Genomic DNA, 15738 nt, shown 5'->3' with positions numbered 1-15738 from the left:
AATCCCCTGTAGGAGCTGCCGAAGGCTGCGATCTTTTGATCCTGGAAAAACCAACCTCAAAAGATCGCAGCCTTCGGCAGCTCCTACAGAAAGCGGGTTCTGGGACATCCATAAAAAATGCCCCGGCTCTTTCGAACCGGGGCATTTTTCATGGCTGCGATAACTCAGCGATTGCGGGTCAGCAAGGCTGGTTTTTCGCCGCGCGGACGGGTCGGCAGTTGATCGAGCTGCTCAGGCGTCGGGAAGCGGTCGGCTTTCGACTCCTTGTGCATGATCTTCGGCCCGGTGCTGCGCGGGTTCTGCACGGCCGGTTCGGCGCGTTGCTGATCGTCGCGAGCCGGACGGCGGTTGCGCGAGGACTCGTCACGACGGCCCTGGCCATCACGTGGAGCGCCGTTGCGCGGGCCGTTGCGTTTGCCCGGCGGGGTGCCGGTGCTCGAACCGTTGCTGTTGCGCGGGCCGTTCTGGCGACCTTGCGATTGACCGCCGCGAGGTGCGCCGGCACCTGCGCCCTGGCCTGGCGCGCCCGGACGGCGACTACGCCCACCGGCCGGAGCGGCTTTGGGCACGTAGTCAACGCGGTTACCGAAGTTATCGATATCGTCGTCGAGGAACTCGTCCGGTGCACGGTCGGCAGCCGCGCGTGGTGGCTGGCTTGGGCGCTGTTCGCGGCTCGGCGTGCCTTCACGTGGTTTCTGCTGACGGGCAGGGCGCTCGCCGCGTTCGCCGGCCGGCTTTTCCTTGCCCTTGTCTTTGCCTTTGTCCTTGCGACCGCCGCCACCGCCGCCGCCATTCGGACCGTCGCCACGCGGGCCGCGGGAGTTGCGCGGGTTGCGCATGTCCGGACGCTCGCGCACTTCAGGCTTCTCGGCCTCGATGGTGCTGGCATCGAAGCCCATCAGGTCGCCGTCGGCGATTTTCTGCTTGGTCATGCGTTCGATGCTTTTCAGCAGTTTTTCTTCGTCCGGTGCGACCAGCGAGATCGCCTCGCCCGAACGACCGGCGCGGCCAGTACGGCCGATACGGTGCACGTAGTCTTCATCGACGTTCGGCAGTTCGAAGTTGACCACGTGTGGCAACTGGTCGATGTCCAGGCCGCGTGCGGCAATGTCGGTAGCGACCAGAATGCGCACTTCACCGGCCTTGAAGTCTGCCAGGGCTTTGGTGCGGGCGTTCTGGCTCTTGTTGCCGTGGATCGCCACAGCCGGCAGGCCGTGTTTGTCCAGGTATTCGGCCAGACGGTTGGCGCCGTGCTTGGTGCGGGTGAACACCAGTACCTGTTCCCAGGCGCCGGCGGTGATCAGGTGCGCCAGCAGGGCACGCTTGTGGCTGGCCGGCAGACGGAACACGCGTTGCTCGATGCGCTCGACCGTGGTGTTCGGCGGCGTGACTTCGATGCGTTCCGGGTTGTGCAGCAGCTTGCCGGCCAGATCGGTGATGTCTTTGGAGAAGGTCGCCGAGAACAGCAGGTTCTGACGCTTGGCCGGCAGACGCGCGAGGACTTTCTTCACGTCGTGCACGAAACCCATGTCGAGCATGCGGTCGGCTTCGTCGAGGACGAGGATTTCGACGTGGGACAGGTCAACGCTGCCCTGGCCGGCGAGGTCAAGCAGGCGACCCGGGCAGGCGACGAGGACGTCAACGCCACGGGACATGGCCTGGACTTGCGGGTTCATGCCGACGCCGCCAAAGATGCAGGCGCTGACGAATTTCAGGTCACGGGCGTAGATCTTGAAGCTCTCGTGAACCTGGGCCGCGAGTTCGCGGGTCGGGGTCAGGACCAGGACGCGCGGTTGGCGCGGGCCGTGACGCTGGGATTTGTCCGGGTGACCGTTGGGGAACAACCGCTCCAGGATCGGAAGGGCGAAACCGCCGGTTTTACCGGTACCTGTCTGTGCCGCAACCATCAGGTCGCGACCTTGCAACACGGCGGGAATGGCCCGCTGTTGCACCGGAGTAGGCTCGGTATAGCCCGCATCTTCGATGGCACGGACTAAAGCCTCGGAGAGACCGAGGGAAGCAAAGGACATGAGTAATCCTGTTTTAGTTAGGGCTTGGCCCAATGGGAGTCTTGCCTGGCGCGAATCGCGTTTAAGAGGACGCGACCCCGTCCGGTCCTGCTGCGGTCTCGAAGGCACGTCAGGAGCGCTCGCGCGGGCTGAAAAGCTGCGCTGTAGCGGGACTGGAGGCCTGTTACGGTTCCGGGCGTCCGGGCGTGAGCCTGGCGGGAACGCCGGAGTATAACAGAGCAATCACTGCGCGCTGCTTTCCTGCTGCTCAACGGTTTTGCGGCTGGCCGAGACGTTGCTCATTGGCGCAGCGTCGACCGGGGCTGCGCCGTAGCGTGCGCTGAGCTCGGCGTAGGCCGGTTCGCGCTTGAAGCGCTTGAGCTCGGCGCCAAAACGCGCCACCAGCAGATCCATCCCGGCATTGCGGCGAACGGCCAGATATTGGCTCTGGCGGCTGATAACTGTAGGGTTTTCGCTGATTTGATCGCGGATATTCAACTGATCGAGCAAATGCTGACCGACGCGGCGATCGGTGATCAGCAAGTCGATACGCCCGCGCAGCAGTTTGCCGAAGTTGGCTTCGTGGGTGGGCGCCGGTTCGCGGGTGAACAGTGTCGATTCGCTGAAGTCAGGGCTGTACAGATAACCCGGCGAGGTGCCGATGGTCAGGCCTTTGAGTTCTTCGAGTTTGCTGAACGGGTGTGGCCGGTCGTTGGCGTAGAACATCACGAACTCGACGTCCGACAGCGGTTCGATGGGGTAGAGCAGGGTGGCGTCGCGCTCGTCGCTGTGAAAGATGTCCAGTGCGCCGTCAGCCTGACCGGTTTCGAGCATCGACAGGCAACGTTTCCACGGCAAAAATTGCCATTCGACCTCGATCCCCAGACGCTTGAACACGATGGCCGTGGTTTCGTAATCCAGCCCGAGGTTCTTGCCGTCCTCTTCGTACACGTACGGCGCCCATGGCTCGGTGACAATACGCAACTTCTCGCCCCGAGCGGCAAAGCTCAGGCAAGCAAAAACCAGCACCGTGAATAATTGCGCGATCAAAGGCATGGCTTGAGATTACGACGAGAAACGCGAAAGAGCCAGAAAGTGCCTGCACAAGCTCTAATTCGGGGATTCAAAAGCAAAAGATCGCAGCCACGACACCCCTGTAGGAGCTGCCGAAGGCTGCGATCTTTTGATTGTGTTTTGATGCTTTTTAGCGCGGCAACTTCAGGTTATTCCAGATCGCCAGACTAGGCTCGGCCTGGTTCATGGAATAGAAGTGCAGCCCTGGTGCGCCACCTTGCAGCAGGCGTTCGCACATTTCGCTGACAACCTGCTCGCCGAAGCGCTGAATGCTCTGGCTGTCGTCGCCGTAGGCTTCCAGTTGCTTGCGGATCCAGCGCGGGATTTCCGCACCGCAGGCATCGGAGAAACGCGCCAGCTTGCTGTAGTTGGTGATCGGCATGATCCCCGGTACCACCGGAATATCCACGCCCAGCGCCTGCAAACGGTCGACAAAGTAGAAGTAGCTGTCGGCGTTGAAGAAGTACTGGGTGATCGCGCTGTCGGCGCCGGCGCGGGCCTTGCGCACGAAGTTGGCGAGATCGTCTTCGTAGTTGCGCGCTTGCGGATGCATCTCCGGATAAGCGGCAACTTCGATGTGGAAATGATCACCGGTTTCTTCACGAATGAATTCAACCAGTTCATTGGCGTGACGCAGCTCGCCGCTGGTCATGCCCATGCCGGACGGCAGGTCACCGCGCAGGGCAACGATGCGCTTGATGCCGGCAGCCTTGTACTCGTTCAGCAGGCCGCGCAGGTCGTCTTTACTGTCGCCGACGCACGACAAGTGCGGTGCGGCCGGTACTTTGACTTCGCTTTCCAGCTGCAGAACGGTGTTGAGGGTGCGATCACGGGTAGAACCGCCAGCGCCGTAGGTGCAGGAAAAGAAATCGGGGTTGTACGTTGCCAACTGGCGGGCAACGTTGAGCAGTTTTTCATGCCCAGCATCGGTCTTGGTCGGGAAGAACTCGAAGCTGTAGCGACGGTCTTGGGACATGGTCATACCCTTGGAAACACGTAAGCCGGACGCTGTACTCCTGTAGGAGCTGCCGCAGGCTGCGATCTTTGAAGATCAAAAGATCGCAGCCTGCGGCAGCTCCTACACAGAGCGGTCAGCAGCGCCAGTCAGGCAACGCGGTGCGCCAGGCACACCGCGTCGACGCTCAGCCAATCAGTAGCGGTAAGCGTGCGGCTTGAACGGGCCTTCGACGGTCACGCCGATGTAGTCAGCCTGTTGCTTGGTCAGTTGAGTGACCACGCCGCCGAAGCCGCGCACCATTTCCAGGGCCACTTCTTCGTCGAGTTTCTTCGGCAGTACTTCAACGGTCAGACGCTCGGCTTTCTGGGCTGGCGACAGGTCGGCGTACTTCTGGCCGAACAGGAAGATCTGCGCCAGTACCTGGTTGGCGAACGAACCGTCCATGATGCGGCTCGGGTGACCAGTGGCGTTGCCCAGGTTCACCAGACGGCCTTCGGCCAGCAGGATCAGGTAGTCGTCGTTCTGCGCGTCGAAAGCGCCCGGGCCGGTACGGTGGATCTTGTGTACCTGTGGCTTCACTTCTTCCCATGCCCAGTTCTTGCGCATGAAAGCGGTGTCGATTTCGTTGTCGAAGTGGCCGATGTTGCAGACAACAGCGCGCTTCTTCAGAGCTTTGAGCATGTTCGCGTCGCAAACGTTGACGTTACCGGTGGTGGTCACGATCAGGTCGATCTTGCCCAGCAGCGCTTTGTCGATGCTTGCTTCGGTGCCGTCGTTGATACCGTCGATGAACGGCGAAACCAGTTCGAAACCGTCCATGCAGGCCTGCATGGCGCAGATCGGGTCAACTTCGGAAACCTTGACGATCATGCCTTCCTGACGCAGGGACTGGGCCGAACCCTTGCCCACGTCACCGTAACCGATGACCAGCGCTTGCTTGCCGGACAGCAGGTGGTCGGTGCCGCGCTTGATCGCATCGTTCAGGCTGTGACGGCAGCCGTACTTGTTGTCGTTCTTGGACTTGGTCACCGAGTCGTTGACGTTGATCGCCGGGATCTTCAGCTCGCCCTTGGCCAGCATGTCCAGCAGACGGTGAACGCCGGTGGTGGTTTCTTCGGTCACGCCGTGAACGCGGTCCAGTACTTGTGGATACTTGTCGTGCAGCAGCTGAGTCAGGTCGCCGCCGTCGTCGAGGATCATGTTGGCGTCCCATGGCTGGCCATCTTTCAGGATGGTCTGCTCCAGGCACCACTCGTACTCTTCTTCAGTCTCGCCTTTCCAGGCGAAAACCGGGATGCCGGCGGCAGCGATGGACGCAGCGGCCTGATCCTGAGTCGAGAAAATGTTGCAGGACGACCAACGTACTTCGGCACCCAGGGCAACCAGGGTTTCGATCAGCACGGCAGTCTGAATGGTCATGTGGATGCAGCCGAGGATTTTCGCGCCCTTGAGCGGCTGCTCGGAGGCGTACTTGCGGCGCAGACCCATCAGGGCCGGCATTTCCGACTCGGCGATGATGGTTTCGCGACGGCCCCAGGCAGCCAGGGACATGTCGGCAACTTTGTAATCGTTAAAATCTGCAGGCGTGATAACAGCGCTCATGAAGAGCCTCCATTCGTAATGTATGCGAATGGGCGCCGTTGTGCGTTTAGTGTCCGGCCGTGGCCAGTCAACGCCCCATCCGAGCCTGACAGGTTGATCCTGCTGCAGCGCCCCTCGGACAGGTGGCGGGAAAACGGTAACAAGTGAAGGTTACCGTTTTGAAACGGGGGCGATTATAGCCGTCTAGACTGATCTTCCAAAGGGTTTCTGTCGGCCAGATGAAGATCGTTAATAGCGACCATAGTAGAAGGCTCATGGAGCCTGACCGCCCGGTCTGCCAAGATGGCGCCATCTTTCGGCAAACGCTCAGGAGTGAACATGAATTTCCACACCCGCAAATGGGTCAAACCCGAAGACCTGAACCCCAACGGCACCCTGTTTGGCGGCAGCCTGCTGCGCTGGATCGACGAAGAAGCGGCGATCTACGCGATCGTCCAGTTGGGCAATCAGCGCGTGGTGACCAAGTACATTTCCGAAATCAACTTCGTCAGCGCCTCGCGCCAGGGCGACATCATCGAACTGGGCATCACCGCCACCGAGTTCGGCCGCACCTCGATCACCCTCACCTGCGAGGTTCGCAACAAGATCACTCGCAAGAGCATCCTCACCGTCGAAAAGATGGTCTTCGTCAACCTCGGTGAAGACGGCCTGCCAGCGCCGCACGGGCGGACCGAGATCAAGTACGTCAAAGATCAGTTCAAGGAAGATGAGCTCGTCACCAAGTAATGCAAGCCCTGTAGGAGCTGCCGAGGGCTGCGATCTTTTGACTTTGTTTTGGTCGAGCAAAATCAAAAGATCGCAGCCTTCGGCAGCTCCTACAGAACGTATTCCGAACGGCAAGGGTCGTAGCTAAAAGCCCCCACCCGGTTCCCACGCCATGACCACCCCGACAGACGGCAAGACCCCCAATCTCTCGACCGATGAACAACATGAAGTCGAGAAAAACCAGCCGCCTCGCGCAGCGGTTCTGCATGAAATCATCCGCACTCAGGGCGATCAGGAACTGGAGCGCAGCATCGCCGCGTTGTGGTGGTCGGCGCTCGCGGCCGGATTGACCATGGGCCTGTCGCTGATGGGCATGGGCCTGCTCAATTCGCGCCTGCCCGAGGGCGACGAATACAAGGTCATCGCCAGTTTCGGCTACTGTGCCGGTTTCCTCGCGGTGATTCTCGCCCGCCAGCAACTGTTCACCGAAAACACCCTGACCGCCGTCCTCCCGGTGATGACCAAACCGACCCTGGCCAATTTTGGCCGGTTGATCCGCTTGTGGGGCGTCGTCCTGTTCGGCAATTTGTGCGGGACGATTCTGGTGGCGTACGTGATGCTCGAGCTGCCGATCTTCGACACCAAGACTGATCACGCCTTCCTTGAAATCGGCCGCAAGGTCATGGAGAACCACGCCAGCCAGATGTTCGCCAAGGGCATCGTCTCCGGCTGGATGATCGCCACCATGGTCTGGATGATCCCGTCCATGGAGAGCGCGAAGATGTGGATCATCATCCTCATCACTTATCTGATGGCGTTGGGCGACTTCACCCACATCGTGGTCGGTTCGGCAGAAGTCTCGTATCTGGTGTTTGCCGGCGAGTTGCCGTGGAGTGATTTCTGGATGGTGTTTGCCGGTCCGACGCTGGCGGGGAATATCATCGGCGGCAGTTGCATCTTTGCCCTGATCAGCCATGCGCAGATCCGCAGCGAAAGCGGTGCGCCAAAGGAAACAGGCAAGGCCAAAGGGGCTGCGGATCAGGCCGAAAAGCCTGACCCGCAGCAGATCAGAAAATGATCAGTGGTGCGCGGGCTCGGCCGTGGTGGCCGGCTCGTCGCGGGTGGCGTGCTTGACCAGTTTGCCGATGGTCAGGCCCTGCAACAGGATCGACGACAGCACCACGATGTAGGTGATGCTCAACAGCAAGTCGCGCTCCGGGCCCAGCGGCAGAGCCAGCGCCAGTGCCACCGAAACACCACCGCGCAAACCGCCCCAGGTCAGGATGCGGATGGTGCCACGCGGCACTGTGCGCCAACGCCGCAGCAGAACGATGGCCGGGGCCACGGTGAGCAGGCGCGACAGCAGGATCGCCAGTGCCAGCAAACTGGCCGCCGCCACGTGCGCCCAGTTGAACGGCAGCAGCAACAGCTCCATGCCGATCAGCGCGAACAGCAGGGCGTTGAGCATGTCATCGAGCAGCTCCCAGAAGCCGTCGAGGTACTTGCGGGTCATGTCGTTCATCGCCAGGTTACGCCCCAGGTTGCCGATGATCAGGCCGGCCACCACCATCGCAATCGGCGCCGAGACGTGCAACTCGGTGGCCATCGCCGAACCGCCGATCACCAGCGCCAGGGTCAGCATCACCGTGATCTGATGCTGCTGGACGCTTTTGATCATCCGGTACACCCCATAACCGATCAGCCCGCCGAACAGCACGCCGCCAAGGGCTTCATGCACGAACAGCATGGCCGTGGCGCTGAGGGTCGGCGTCTCACCCAACTGAGCGATGCCCAGCAGCACGGTAAACACCACGACCGCGGTGCCGTCGTTGAACAACGACTCGCCGACGATGGTGGTTTTCAGCGGTTTTGAGGCATTGCCGGTACGCAGTACGCCGAGTACCGCGATCGGGTCGGTCGGCGAAATCAGCGCGCCGAACAGCAGGCAGTAGAGGAAGCTCACGTGCCAACCGAACAGGGCAAAAATGTAATAGGCGAGGCTGCCGATCACGGCGGTGGCAATCAGCACGCCGAACGTCGCCAGCAGGCCGATGGGCCAGCGATAGCTGCGCAAATCGTTGAGGTTGACGTGCAGGGCGCCGGCGAACAGCAGGAACGACAGCATCCAGTTCATCAGCAGGTCGCCGAAGTCGATCTGGCCGATCAGTTGCTGCACGCGTTCTTCGAGGCCGGGGTAGCCGAGCACGCTCAGGCCTTGCAGCAACAGGGAGAACATCAGCGCGGTGACCATGACGCCGATGGTCGGCGGCAGGCCGATGAAGCGGTAATTGACGAAGGTGAGAAGGGTGGTGAGGCAGATAAAAGCGGCTACAAGTTCTAGCATCCGGGCTCCATTGGATGGGGGGAAAGACAGCGCCCCGATTCTTCGGCGCGAAAGTTGGATGGGCTGTTTCGGGGTGGGGACACAATCACATCCCTCGGTTGGTCAGTGGTACGCATTGGTGTAGGGTCAACAAAAAATCAAGGAGTGGGACGTGGCGGCGACAGTTCTGGTGTTGATGGCGGCGCTGTTGCATGCGACGTGGAATACCCTGATCAAGTTCAGTGCCGAACGGCTGTTGGTGGTGGCGTGCATGGACACGGTGGCGCTGTTGTTCGTGGCGCTGGCCTTTCCATTCATCAGCCTGCCACCGGCGCACATCTGGCCGTGGATTCTGGCGTCGGCAGCATTCGAGCTGCTGTATCGCTATCTGCTGATCCAGGCTTATCGGGTCGGCGACCTCGGATTGGTCTATCCCTTGATGCGCGGCTTGTCGCCGCTGGTGGTGCTGGCGCTGACCCTGATCTTCGCCGGTGAAGTGCTCACCACGCAGCAGATCTTCGGGATCATGCTGATTCCGCTGGGCATGGTCTGTCTGCTCTGGCAGGGCGGTGGTGGTAAACATTTGCCGTGGTCGATGCTGCCGGTGGTGGCGCTGATCGGGCTGTGCATCGGTTGCTACACCTACATCGATGGCCAGGCCTTGCGGCGCTGGTCGCATCCGCTGGATTACCTGGTCTGGGTCACGCTGCTCAGCGCCTGGCCGTTTCCGTTGCTGGCGTGGGTCGCCAAGCGCCCGGCGTTTCTGGTGTTCTGGCGCGAGCAATGGAAGCTGGGGCTGGCGGTCGGGTTCTGCGTGTTGTTCAGCTACGCTCTGGTGCTGTGGGCGATGCAGTTGGGCTCGATTGCCGAAGCGGCGGCCTTGCGTGAAATCAGCGTGATTCTGGTGGTGCTGTTCGGTATGCGTTATCTGAAAGAACCTTTCGGCAGGCCGCGGCTCTTAGCCTGTGGGCTGGTGCTGATCGGCATGCTGGTGATGAAGTTCTGACTGCCCGCCATTTCCAACACTCGAAAAAAAGGACGGCGTTATGACGGTGGCTCTGTGGTGTGTATTGATCGCGATTTTCCTGCCGTATGTGTGCACGATTGTGGCCAAGGTCTCGGGCGGTTTCCGGCTCAGTGACAATCATGGTCCTCGGGACTTTCTCGATAGCGTGGGCGGCGTCGCCCGACGGGCGCATGCGGCGCAGCTGAACAGCTTCGAAGTGATGCCTGCATTTGCTGCCGCAGTGATTGTTGCGCATCTGGTGGGCACGGCGCAGCTAGTGACCGTGAATGTGCTGGCAGTGATGTTTATCACCAGTCGGCTGCTGTACATCATCTGCTACCTGGCGGACTGGGCGATCTTGCGGTCGCTGGTGTGGTTTGTCGGGATGGGGCTGATTGCTGCGTTCTTCTTTGTGTCGGTATAGATAAAGCAAGATCAAAAGATCGCAGCCTGCGGCAGCTCCTACAAGGTTGATACATGTCCCCTGTAGGAGCTGCCGCAGGCTGCGATCTTTTGCTTTTCAAGGTTTGTCGGCGACCTGGGGCACTTGCGGCAACGCCGCACCTTTAGGCCAGAGCATCCAGATCTGCCCCTGCTGTTTCATGTCCCCGGCCAGTTGCCCGGCTGCGTCGCCGGTGCCCCAGAACAAGTCCGCGCGCACCTCGCCGGCAATCGCGCCGCCAGTGTCCTGCGCCGCGACCGGGCGAACCAGAGCGGTGCCATCCGGACGGGTGGTCGACAACCACAGCAGACTGCCCAACGGAATCACCTTGCGATCCACCGCCGCGCTGTACCCAGCGGTCAGTGGTACGTTCAGTGAGCCACGTGGGCCTTCGTTGCTGTCCGGGTTACGGGTGAAGAACACATAACTCGGGTTGCTGCCCAACAGCTCCGGAATGCGCGACGGGTTGGCCTTGGCCCAATTGCTGATCGCGCTCATGGTCACGTCTTCTTTCTTCAACTCGCCCTGTTCCACCAGCCAGCGGCCGATCGGTCGGTACGGGTGACCGTTCTGGTCGGCGTAGGCGATGCGCAGTTGCTTGCCGTCCGCCGTCTGAATCCGCCCGGAGCCCTGGATCTGCAGGAATTGCAGGTTCATCGGATCGGTCAGGTACGCCACCACCGGGGCTTTGACGCCTTTGGATTCGATGGTTGCGGCGTCGTCATACGGCTTGAGCACCCGACCTTCGAGGCGACCACGCAGGCGCTTGCCCTTGAGTTCGGGGTAAATGCTGTCCAGCGACACGATGATCATGTCTTCGGGCACACCATAGACCGGCACGTTGGCTGTTTCGGTGGGGGTCAGGCTGCCGGGGTAGACCGGCTCGTAGTAACCGGTGATCAGGCCGTTGGGGTTGTCGTGTTCGGCGCGCAACCCGAACACATCCAGGTTCTGCTTGAGAAACGCGCGAATTTCGCCGGCGCTCTGCGGCACGTTGGCGGCTGCCGCGCAGGTGCCACCCCAGATCGGATCAGCCTTGAGTCGGGTGCAGGCGCTGCGCCACGAGCCGAAACCGGCGACCAGGTCGCTGTCGGACACCGCCGGCAGGGCTTCCCAGGTGGCGCTGGAATAAGTCGCCAAGGCGTGGGTTTTCGGTTTGGCATTGTCGCCGCCCGTACAGCCAGCAAGGATTGCCAGCAGCGGCAGGGTTGCGATCAGCGGGTAACGCCAGGCCTTGAAACGGCTGTTCATGGAGTGATTCCTGTGCCGGTTGCCCGAGTGCTCCATGCGCTCGGGCAACCCGTATTTTTAATAGGGCTATTGGTGTTTGACGGCGACGCGAGGATACTGGCCGCCGAATTCCGTGACCTGAAGCCACCATGACTCTTAAAAGAATTACTGTTGTATTGCTGGCCTGTCTGACCTTGTCCGCCTGTGGCGGCGTCGATCCGAATTCGCCGCTGGGTCAACGTAAGTCGATCTTCAAGCAGATGCTCAAGACCGGTGAAGACCTGGGCGGCATGTTGCGCGGACGCATTCCGTTCGACGGGCCGAAATTCGCCGAAGGCGCGGTGAAGCTTGATGCGTTGTCTCATGAACCGTGGAAGCATTTCCCGCAGGTGCGCGAAGAAGATCACACCAGCGCCAAGGACGATGTCTGGCTGCGTCAGGCCCGCTTTCAGGAATTGGTCCGTAACCTTGAGGCGGCCACCGGTGAACTGGTGATCGCCAGCAAGGTTCAGCCGTACAAGGCCAGTAACCTCGGGCCGGCCGTGCAGAAGGTTGAAGATGCCTGCAGCGCTTGCCATAAAGAGTTTCGGGACCATTGAACTGCTGAGCAATTGTGGCGAGGGGATTTAGCGAAACGTCGCACCGCCCCGATCGGCGGCGCAGCCGTCGTGAACCTGCTGTTCTTTCTGAAAGACTCGATTGAATGGTTTTGGGGCTGCTGCGCAGCCCATCGGGGATAAATCCCCTCACCACATAAATCTCCCTCACCAAACCTTCGGTTACTTATCGATCTGGTCCAGCGCATCCTGCAGTTCTTTGCGCGACTCGGCGAGTTTGTTTTTGCGCTTGTCGATCTTCTCCGGATCACCTTTCTTCATCGCCTTGTCGAGATCAGCCTGACGTTTGCTGACTTCGTGCTTGGCTTCCAGCACCTTGTTTTCGCGTTCTTTCTTCAGGCCGGCATCGGTGCAGTTCTTGGTCACTTCATCCAGAGCGGTTTGCAGACCGGCCTGCTGATCGGTGTTGCCCCGGGATTTGGCCTGTTCGAGCTGATTGATGATGCCCTGCTTCTTCGCGGCGCAACCGGTCAGGCCCGGCGCGTCTTCGTCGGCCATCGCAGGTGCGGCCAAAACGCCACAGAGGGTCAGCAAGGCGAGCGGTGCAAGAAATTTCATAAAAGCTCCATGTGCGAAGGCAATCGGGTCGGTGGCACTGCGCTGTTTGAGCGTCTGACGTTCCTTCGGTTCCCGGCTGCCGGAATTGCGTGATCAGAAGCCGTCGATTCCGGCGGCGCGTAATGTGTCACTCAAGGCCAGCACCTGCGGGTCGCGGAAGAATGCGCTCAATTGCGCCGCGCGGCCCGGGCCGATTCCGGCTTCTGCCTGCCATTGTTCGGTGTTGCGTTGTGCCAGCGCCTGCCACGAGTCGGCCAGTTGTGCCTGACCGGTGGGCGGTAAACCCAAGGCTTTGAGCCACTGCGTGAACGGTCGTTGGCGGGCGCTGTGAAAACTGTTGATCAGACGTGCGCTGCTGCGCTCGCCGAAGCCGGCAATGTTAGCAAGCTCTGGCTCGTCGAGGGTCAACCAATCCAGCAGGTTGTTCAGGCGGCCTGTTTCCAGAAGTTTCTCCCAGGTGCCGCGCCCGACATTCTGCAGCGCGAGGCCTTGTTTGCCACTGAGCCAGGTCAGGCGCGCGAGAAACTGGCTTTCACAACCGGGTGTCGGTTGCCAGCAACTCAAGGCGTGGAAGTCGCGCGTGTCGGGAATGTCGAGGGCGGCTCGTTCGGTAGTGCGCAGCACCACACTGTCGAGTCGCGGGATGGTCAACCCGGCCAGGCTGATTGCTACTTGATCGCCGGGGCGGATATCCAGCGCCTGCCAGCGCTTGAGGGAGCCGGCGCTGACGCGTTTGATCTCGCGGTCATCGAGCATCACCGGCGACAACTCTAATACCGGGGTGATGCGTCCGCTGCGGCCGACCTTGAAATTCACTTTGCGCACCTCGGCCAGCGCTCGGGTAAACGGGTATTTCCAGGCGACGGCCCAGTAGGGCGCGCTTGCCTGCCAGCGCTCGGCCAGTGGGCGCTGGCTCTGGCGCAGGACAATGCCGTCGGTGGCGAAGGGCAGAGGCGATCGATACCAATGCTCGCGCCATTTTTGTGCATCGGCAAAGTTGGCGATGGCCTGGCTGAATGGCGCCGTTGCGGCGAATCCCAAGGTTGCCAGCGTCGATATTCTTTCCGGCAGACTCGCTGGCCCTTGTGGCCAGTCCCAGACAAACAGGCCGATTCCGGCTGCCTGTTCTGCATTCAAGGTTTTGCGGTTCATCAGCCCGGCAACGGTGGCGCGGGCATTGACGCTGCCGGCGCTGGCTTGCACATGTTGCTGCAGGCGCCAGTAGAGTTCGCCTTGCACCAGCAAGTCCAGCGGTTGAGTCAGATGTTGCGGAATGGCGCCGATCTTTTGCGCCGATGCTGTCCAGTCCTGACCGCTGATGCCGTTACCGCGACTGATCGCTTGCTGTAACAGGCCGCGACGGTAAATCAGCGTGACGGCCACACCATCGACCTTGGGTTGTACCCAGACATCCTGCCGATTCTTCAACCACGCTTGAACGGCGACGGCTTGGTGAAGCTTGTCCAGACCGGTGTGGGCGATTGGATGAGCGATGGCGCCTGAGGCAGTGCGCAAAGGTTCGGGCGCTGAATGCTGCTGGAAGCACTGTCGCCATTGGTTGAGCCGCAGGCGCGATTGATCGTAGAGCTCGTCGGCAATCAGCGAGCGGCCTTGGCGGTGGTAGGCGTCGTCCCATTGGTCGATCTGCTGTTGCAGAGCCGAGATTTCGTTTTGCGCCTGAGCGGCAGGCCAGTTCGGACATTGGGTGGCGTGGCTGCTCAGGCCTACGAGACTGAGAAAAAGCAAAACAGAAAAGCGCATCGTGAGCGTCCTTGCTCATGGGGATAATTTGAAGGGTAGTCAGGATTTTTCAGCCACGTCGAGTGGGAGTTTTTCCTCTTGTTTCGGCGATGAAGATCAAAAGATCGCAGCCTTCGGCAGCTCCTACAGGGGAGCGCATTCATCTGTAGGAGCTGCCGAAGGCTGCGATCTTTTAATCCTGGCAAGCATGAAAAAGCCCCGCACGGCGCGAACCGTGCGGGGCTTTTTTTGCAGCCGGGAAGGGCTTACAGACCTGCGGCGGAACGCAGAGCGTCGGCGCGGTCGGTTTTTTCCCAGGTGAAGGTGGAGAAGGTGTCTTCGCCAACCGTCTTGGTCTGCGGAGCACGACCGAAGTGGCCGTAGGCTGCAGTTTCCTGGTACATCGGGTGCAGCAGATCCAGCATGGTGGTGATTGCGTATGGACGCAGGTCGAACACTTCACGCACCAGTTTGATGATCTTGTCATCGCTGATCTTGCCGGTACCGAAGGTGTTCAGCGAGATCGAAGTCGGCTGAGCGACACCGATGGCGTAGGACACCTGGATCTCGCAACGCTCGGCCAGGCCGGCAGCGACGATGTTCTTGGCCACGTAACGGCCAGCGTAGGCCGCCGAACGGTCAACCTTCGATGGATCTTTACCGGAGAACGCGCCACCGCCGTGACGGGCCATGCCGCCGTAGCTGTCGACGATGATCTTGCGACCGGTCAGACCGCAGTCACCTACCGGGCCGCCAATGATGAACTGGCCGGTCGGGTTGATGTGGAACTGGGTGTCTTTGCTCAGCAGTTCGGCAGGCAGCACGTGCTTGACGATCAGCTCCATCACGCCTTCGCGCAGGTCTTTGTACGACACTTCAGGGTTGTGCTGGGTCGACAGTACCACGGCGTCGATACCGACCACCTTGCCGCCTTCGTAACGGCATGTCACTTGCGACTTGGCGTCCGGACGCAGCCACGGCAGCAGACCTGATTTGCGGGCTTCGGCCTGACGCTGTACCAGCTGGTGCGAGAAGGTGATCGGCGCTGGCATCAGCACGTCGGTTTCGTTGCTGGCGTAGCCGAACATCAGGCCCTGGTCGCCGGCACCCTGATCTTCAGGCTTGGCGCGGTCAACACCCTGGTTGATGTCAGGGGACTGCTTGCCGATGATGTTCATCACGCCGCAGGTCGCGCCGTCGAAGCCGACTTCGGAGCTGGTGTAGCCGATGTCGCAGATCACGTCACGAACGATCTGCTCCAGGTCGACCCAGGCGCTGGTGGTCACTTCACCGGCCACGATGGCAACGCCGGTCTTGACAAGGGTTTCCACGGCAACGCGTGCGTGTTTGTCCTGGGCAATAATGGCGTCCAGCACCGCATCGGAAATCTGGTCGGCGATTTTGTCCGGATGTCCTTCAGACACGGACTCGGAGGTGAAGAGGGAGTATTCGCTCATCTCGATGTTTTCCTGAA

General features: G+C 60.7%; 14 protein-coding genes and 1 riboswitch. Of the genes, 5 read left to right on the top strand and 9 right to left on the bottom strand.

Annotation, left to right across the window (positions count from 1 at the left end):
• Positions 1 to 164: 164 nt before the first annotated feature.
• The 4 genes from ACYZUM_RS24390 to ahcY all read right to left on the bottom strand — a co-directional run bounded on the left by ACYZUM_RS24390 (position 165) and on the right by ahcY (position 5643).
• The gene (locus ACYZUM_RS24390; protein ID WP_108184062.1) at positions 165 to 2030 is read right to left on the bottom strand and encodes a DEAD/DEAH box helicase; all 1866 of its coding nucleotides are present in this window, start codon (positions 2028 to 2030) and stop codon (positions 165 to 167) included.
• A 222-nt stretch (positions 2031 to 2252) separates the two neighbouring features.
• Entirely contained in the window at positions 2253 to 3065 is an 813-nt protein-coding gene (locus ACYZUM_RS24385) for a substrate-binding periplasmic protein (RefSeq protein ID WP_041063457.1), read from the bottom strand.
• A gap of 148 nt (positions 3066 to 3213) precedes the next feature.
• On the bottom strand, positions 3214 to 4059 hold the full coding sequence (gene metF / locus ACYZUM_RS24380; RefSeq protein WP_003229047.1) for a methylenetetrahydrofolate reductase [NAD(P)H]: 846 nt from the start codon (positions 4057 to 4059) through the stop codon (positions 3214 to 3216).
• 174 nt (positions 4060 to 4233) lie between these two features.
• On the bottom strand, positions 4234 to 5643 hold the full coding sequence (ahcY, locus tag ACYZUM_RS24375; protein WP_007959684.1) for an adenosylhomocysteinase: 1410 nt from the start codon (positions 5641 to 5643) through the stop codon (positions 4234 to 4236).
• 23 nt (positions 5644 to 5666) lie between these two features.
• A riboswitch (S-adenosyl-L-homocysteine riboswitch) is annotated at positions 5667 to 5765 on the bottom strand.
• Positions 5766 to 5961: 196 nt separating this feature from the next.
• Here ahcY and ACYZUM_RS24370 point away from each other — a divergent pair.
• Together ACYZUM_RS24370 and ACYZUM_RS24365 are read left to right on the top strand one after the other, a co-directional pair.
• Entirely contained in the window at positions 5962 to 6369 is a 408-nt protein-coding gene (locus ACYZUM_RS24370; RefSeq protein WP_003229043.1) for an acyl-CoA thioesterase, read from the top strand.
• Between the two features lie 151 nt (positions 6370 to 6520).
• Entirely contained in the window at positions 6521 to 7426 is a 906-nt protein-coding gene (locus ACYZUM_RS24365; protein ID WP_108184061.1) for a formate/nitrite transporter family protein, read from the top strand.
• Here the strand turns inward: ACYZUM_RS24365 and ACYZUM_RS24360 are convergent, their stop codons facing one another.
• The gene (locus ACYZUM_RS24360; RefSeq protein WP_473061190.1) at positions 7427 to 8692 is read right to left on the bottom strand and encodes a cation:proton antiporter; all 1266 of its coding nucleotides are present in this window, start codon (positions 8690 to 8692) and stop codon (positions 7427 to 7429) included.
• A gap of 151 nt (positions 8693 to 8843) precedes the next feature.
• On the opposite strand from ACYZUM_RS24360, the gene ACYZUM_RS24355 reads away from it, so the two are divergent.
• Both ACYZUM_RS24355 and ACYZUM_RS24350 read left to right on the top strand, forming a co-directional pair.
• Complete coding sequence (locus ACYZUM_RS24355) at positions 8844 to 9677, top strand: EamA family transporter (RefSeq protein WP_086793617.1); 834 nt, start codon at positions 8844 to 8846, stop codon at positions 9675 to 9677.
• Between the two features lie 40 nt (positions 9678 to 9717).
• Complete coding sequence (locus ACYZUM_RS24350) at positions 9718 to 10101, top strand: MAPEG family protein (RefSeq protein WP_108184060.1); 384 nt, start codon at positions 9718 to 9720, stop codon at positions 10099 to 10101.
• Between the two features lie 96 nt (positions 10102 to 10197).
• Here ACYZUM_RS24350 and mltA read toward each other — a convergent pair whose 3' ends face one another.
• On the bottom strand, positions 10198 to 11370 hold the full coding sequence (gene mltA / locus ACYZUM_RS24345; protein WP_108184059.1) for a murein transglycosylase A: 1173 nt from the start codon (positions 11368 to 11370) through the stop codon (positions 10198 to 10200).
• A gap of 128 nt (positions 11371 to 11498) precedes the next feature.
• Here mltA and ACYZUM_RS24340 point away from each other — a divergent pair, with 128 nt between their 5' ends.
• Positions 11499 to 11948, top strand: coding sequence for a c-type cytochrome (locus ACYZUM_RS24340; RefSeq protein ID WP_108184058.1), 450 nt, complete (start codon positions 11499 to 11501; stop codon positions 11946 to 11948).
• 180 nt (positions 11949 to 12128) lie between these two features.
• Here ACYZUM_RS24340 and ACYZUM_RS24335 read toward each other — a convergent pair whose 3' ends face one another.
• The 3 genes from ACYZUM_RS24335 to metK all read right to left on the bottom strand — a co-directional run bounded on the left by ACYZUM_RS24335 (position 12129) and on the right by metK (position 15721).
• On the bottom strand, positions 12129 to 12524 hold the full coding sequence (locus tag ACYZUM_RS24335; RefSeq protein WP_108184057.1) for a DUF1090 domain-containing protein: 396 nt from the start codon (positions 12522 to 12524) through the stop codon (positions 12129 to 12131).
• Positions 12525 to 12617: 93 nt separating this feature from the next.
• Complete coding sequence (gene ligB, locus ACYZUM_RS24330) at positions 12618 to 14285, bottom strand: NAD-dependent DNA ligase LigB (RefSeq protein ID WP_108184056.1); 1668 nt, start codon at positions 14283 to 14285, stop codon at positions 12618 to 12620.
• Positions 14286 to 14530: 245 nt separating this feature from the next.
• Positions 14531 to 15721, bottom strand: coding sequence for a methionine adenosyltransferase (gene metK, locus ACYZUM_RS24325; protein WP_027610621.1), 1191 nt, complete (start codon positions 15719 to 15721; stop codon positions 14531 to 14533).
• Between the last annotated feature and the right edge of the window lie 17 nt (positions 15722 to 15738).

The organism is Pseudomonas sp. m6p (genome assembly GCF_055760375.1).
The sequence above is the reverse complement of the archived record's forward strand: the minus strand, read 5'-3'. Positions and strand labels throughout refer to the sequence as shown.

Bases quoted from the DNA above. Each gene is read 5' to 3' on its own strand.
- ACYZUM_RS24390 (WP_108184062.1), bottom strand. From the start codon at position 2,030: ATGTCCTTTGCTTCCCTCGGTCTCTCCGAGGCTTTAGTCCGTGCCATC.
- ACYZUM_RS24385 (WP_041063457.1), bottom strand. From the start codon at position 3,065: ATGCCTTTGATCGCGCAATTATTCACGGTGCTGGTTTTTGCTTGCCTG.
- metF (WP_003229047.1), bottom strand. From the start codon at position 4,059: ATGTCCCAAGACCGTCGCTACAGCTTCGAGTTCTTCCCGACCAAGACC.
- ahcY (WP_007959684.1), bottom strand. From the start codon at position 5,643: ATGAGCGCTGTTATCACGCCTGCAGATTTTAACGATTACAAAGTTGCC.
- ACYZUM_RS24370 (WP_003229043.1), top strand. From the start codon at position 5,962: ATGAATTTCCACACCCGCAAATGGGTCAAACCCGAAGACCTGAACCCC.
- ACYZUM_RS24365 (WP_108184061.1), top strand. From the start codon at position 6,521: ATGACCACCCCGACAGACGGCAAGACCCCCAATCTCTCGACCGATGAA.
- ACYZUM_RS24360 (WP_473061190.1), bottom strand. From the start codon at position 8,692: ATGCTAGAACTTGTAGCCGCTTTTATCTGCCTCACCACCCTTCTCACC.
- ACYZUM_RS24350 (WP_108184060.1), top strand. From the start codon at position 9,718: ATGACGGTGGCTCTGTGGTGTGTATTGATCGCGATTTTCCTGCCGTAT.
- mltA (WP_108184059.1), bottom strand. From the start codon at position 11,370: ATGAACAGCCGTTTCAAGGCCTGGCGTTACCCGCTGATCGCAACCCTG.
- ACYZUM_RS24340 (WP_108184058.1), top strand. From the start codon at position 11,499: ATGACTCTTAAAAGAATTACTGTTGTATTGCTGGCCTGTCTGACCTTG.
- ACYZUM_RS24335 (WP_108184057.1), bottom strand. From the start codon at position 12,524: ATGAAATTTCTTGCACCGCTCGCCTTGCTGACCCTCTGTGGCGTTTTG.
- ligB (WP_108184056.1), bottom strand. From the start codon at position 14,285: ATGCGCTTTTCTGTTTTGCTTTTTCTCAGTCTCGTAGGCCTGAGCAGC.
- metK (WP_027610621.1), bottom strand. From the start codon at position 15,721: ATGAGCGAATACTCCCTCTTCACCTCCGAGTCCGTGTCTGAAGGACAT.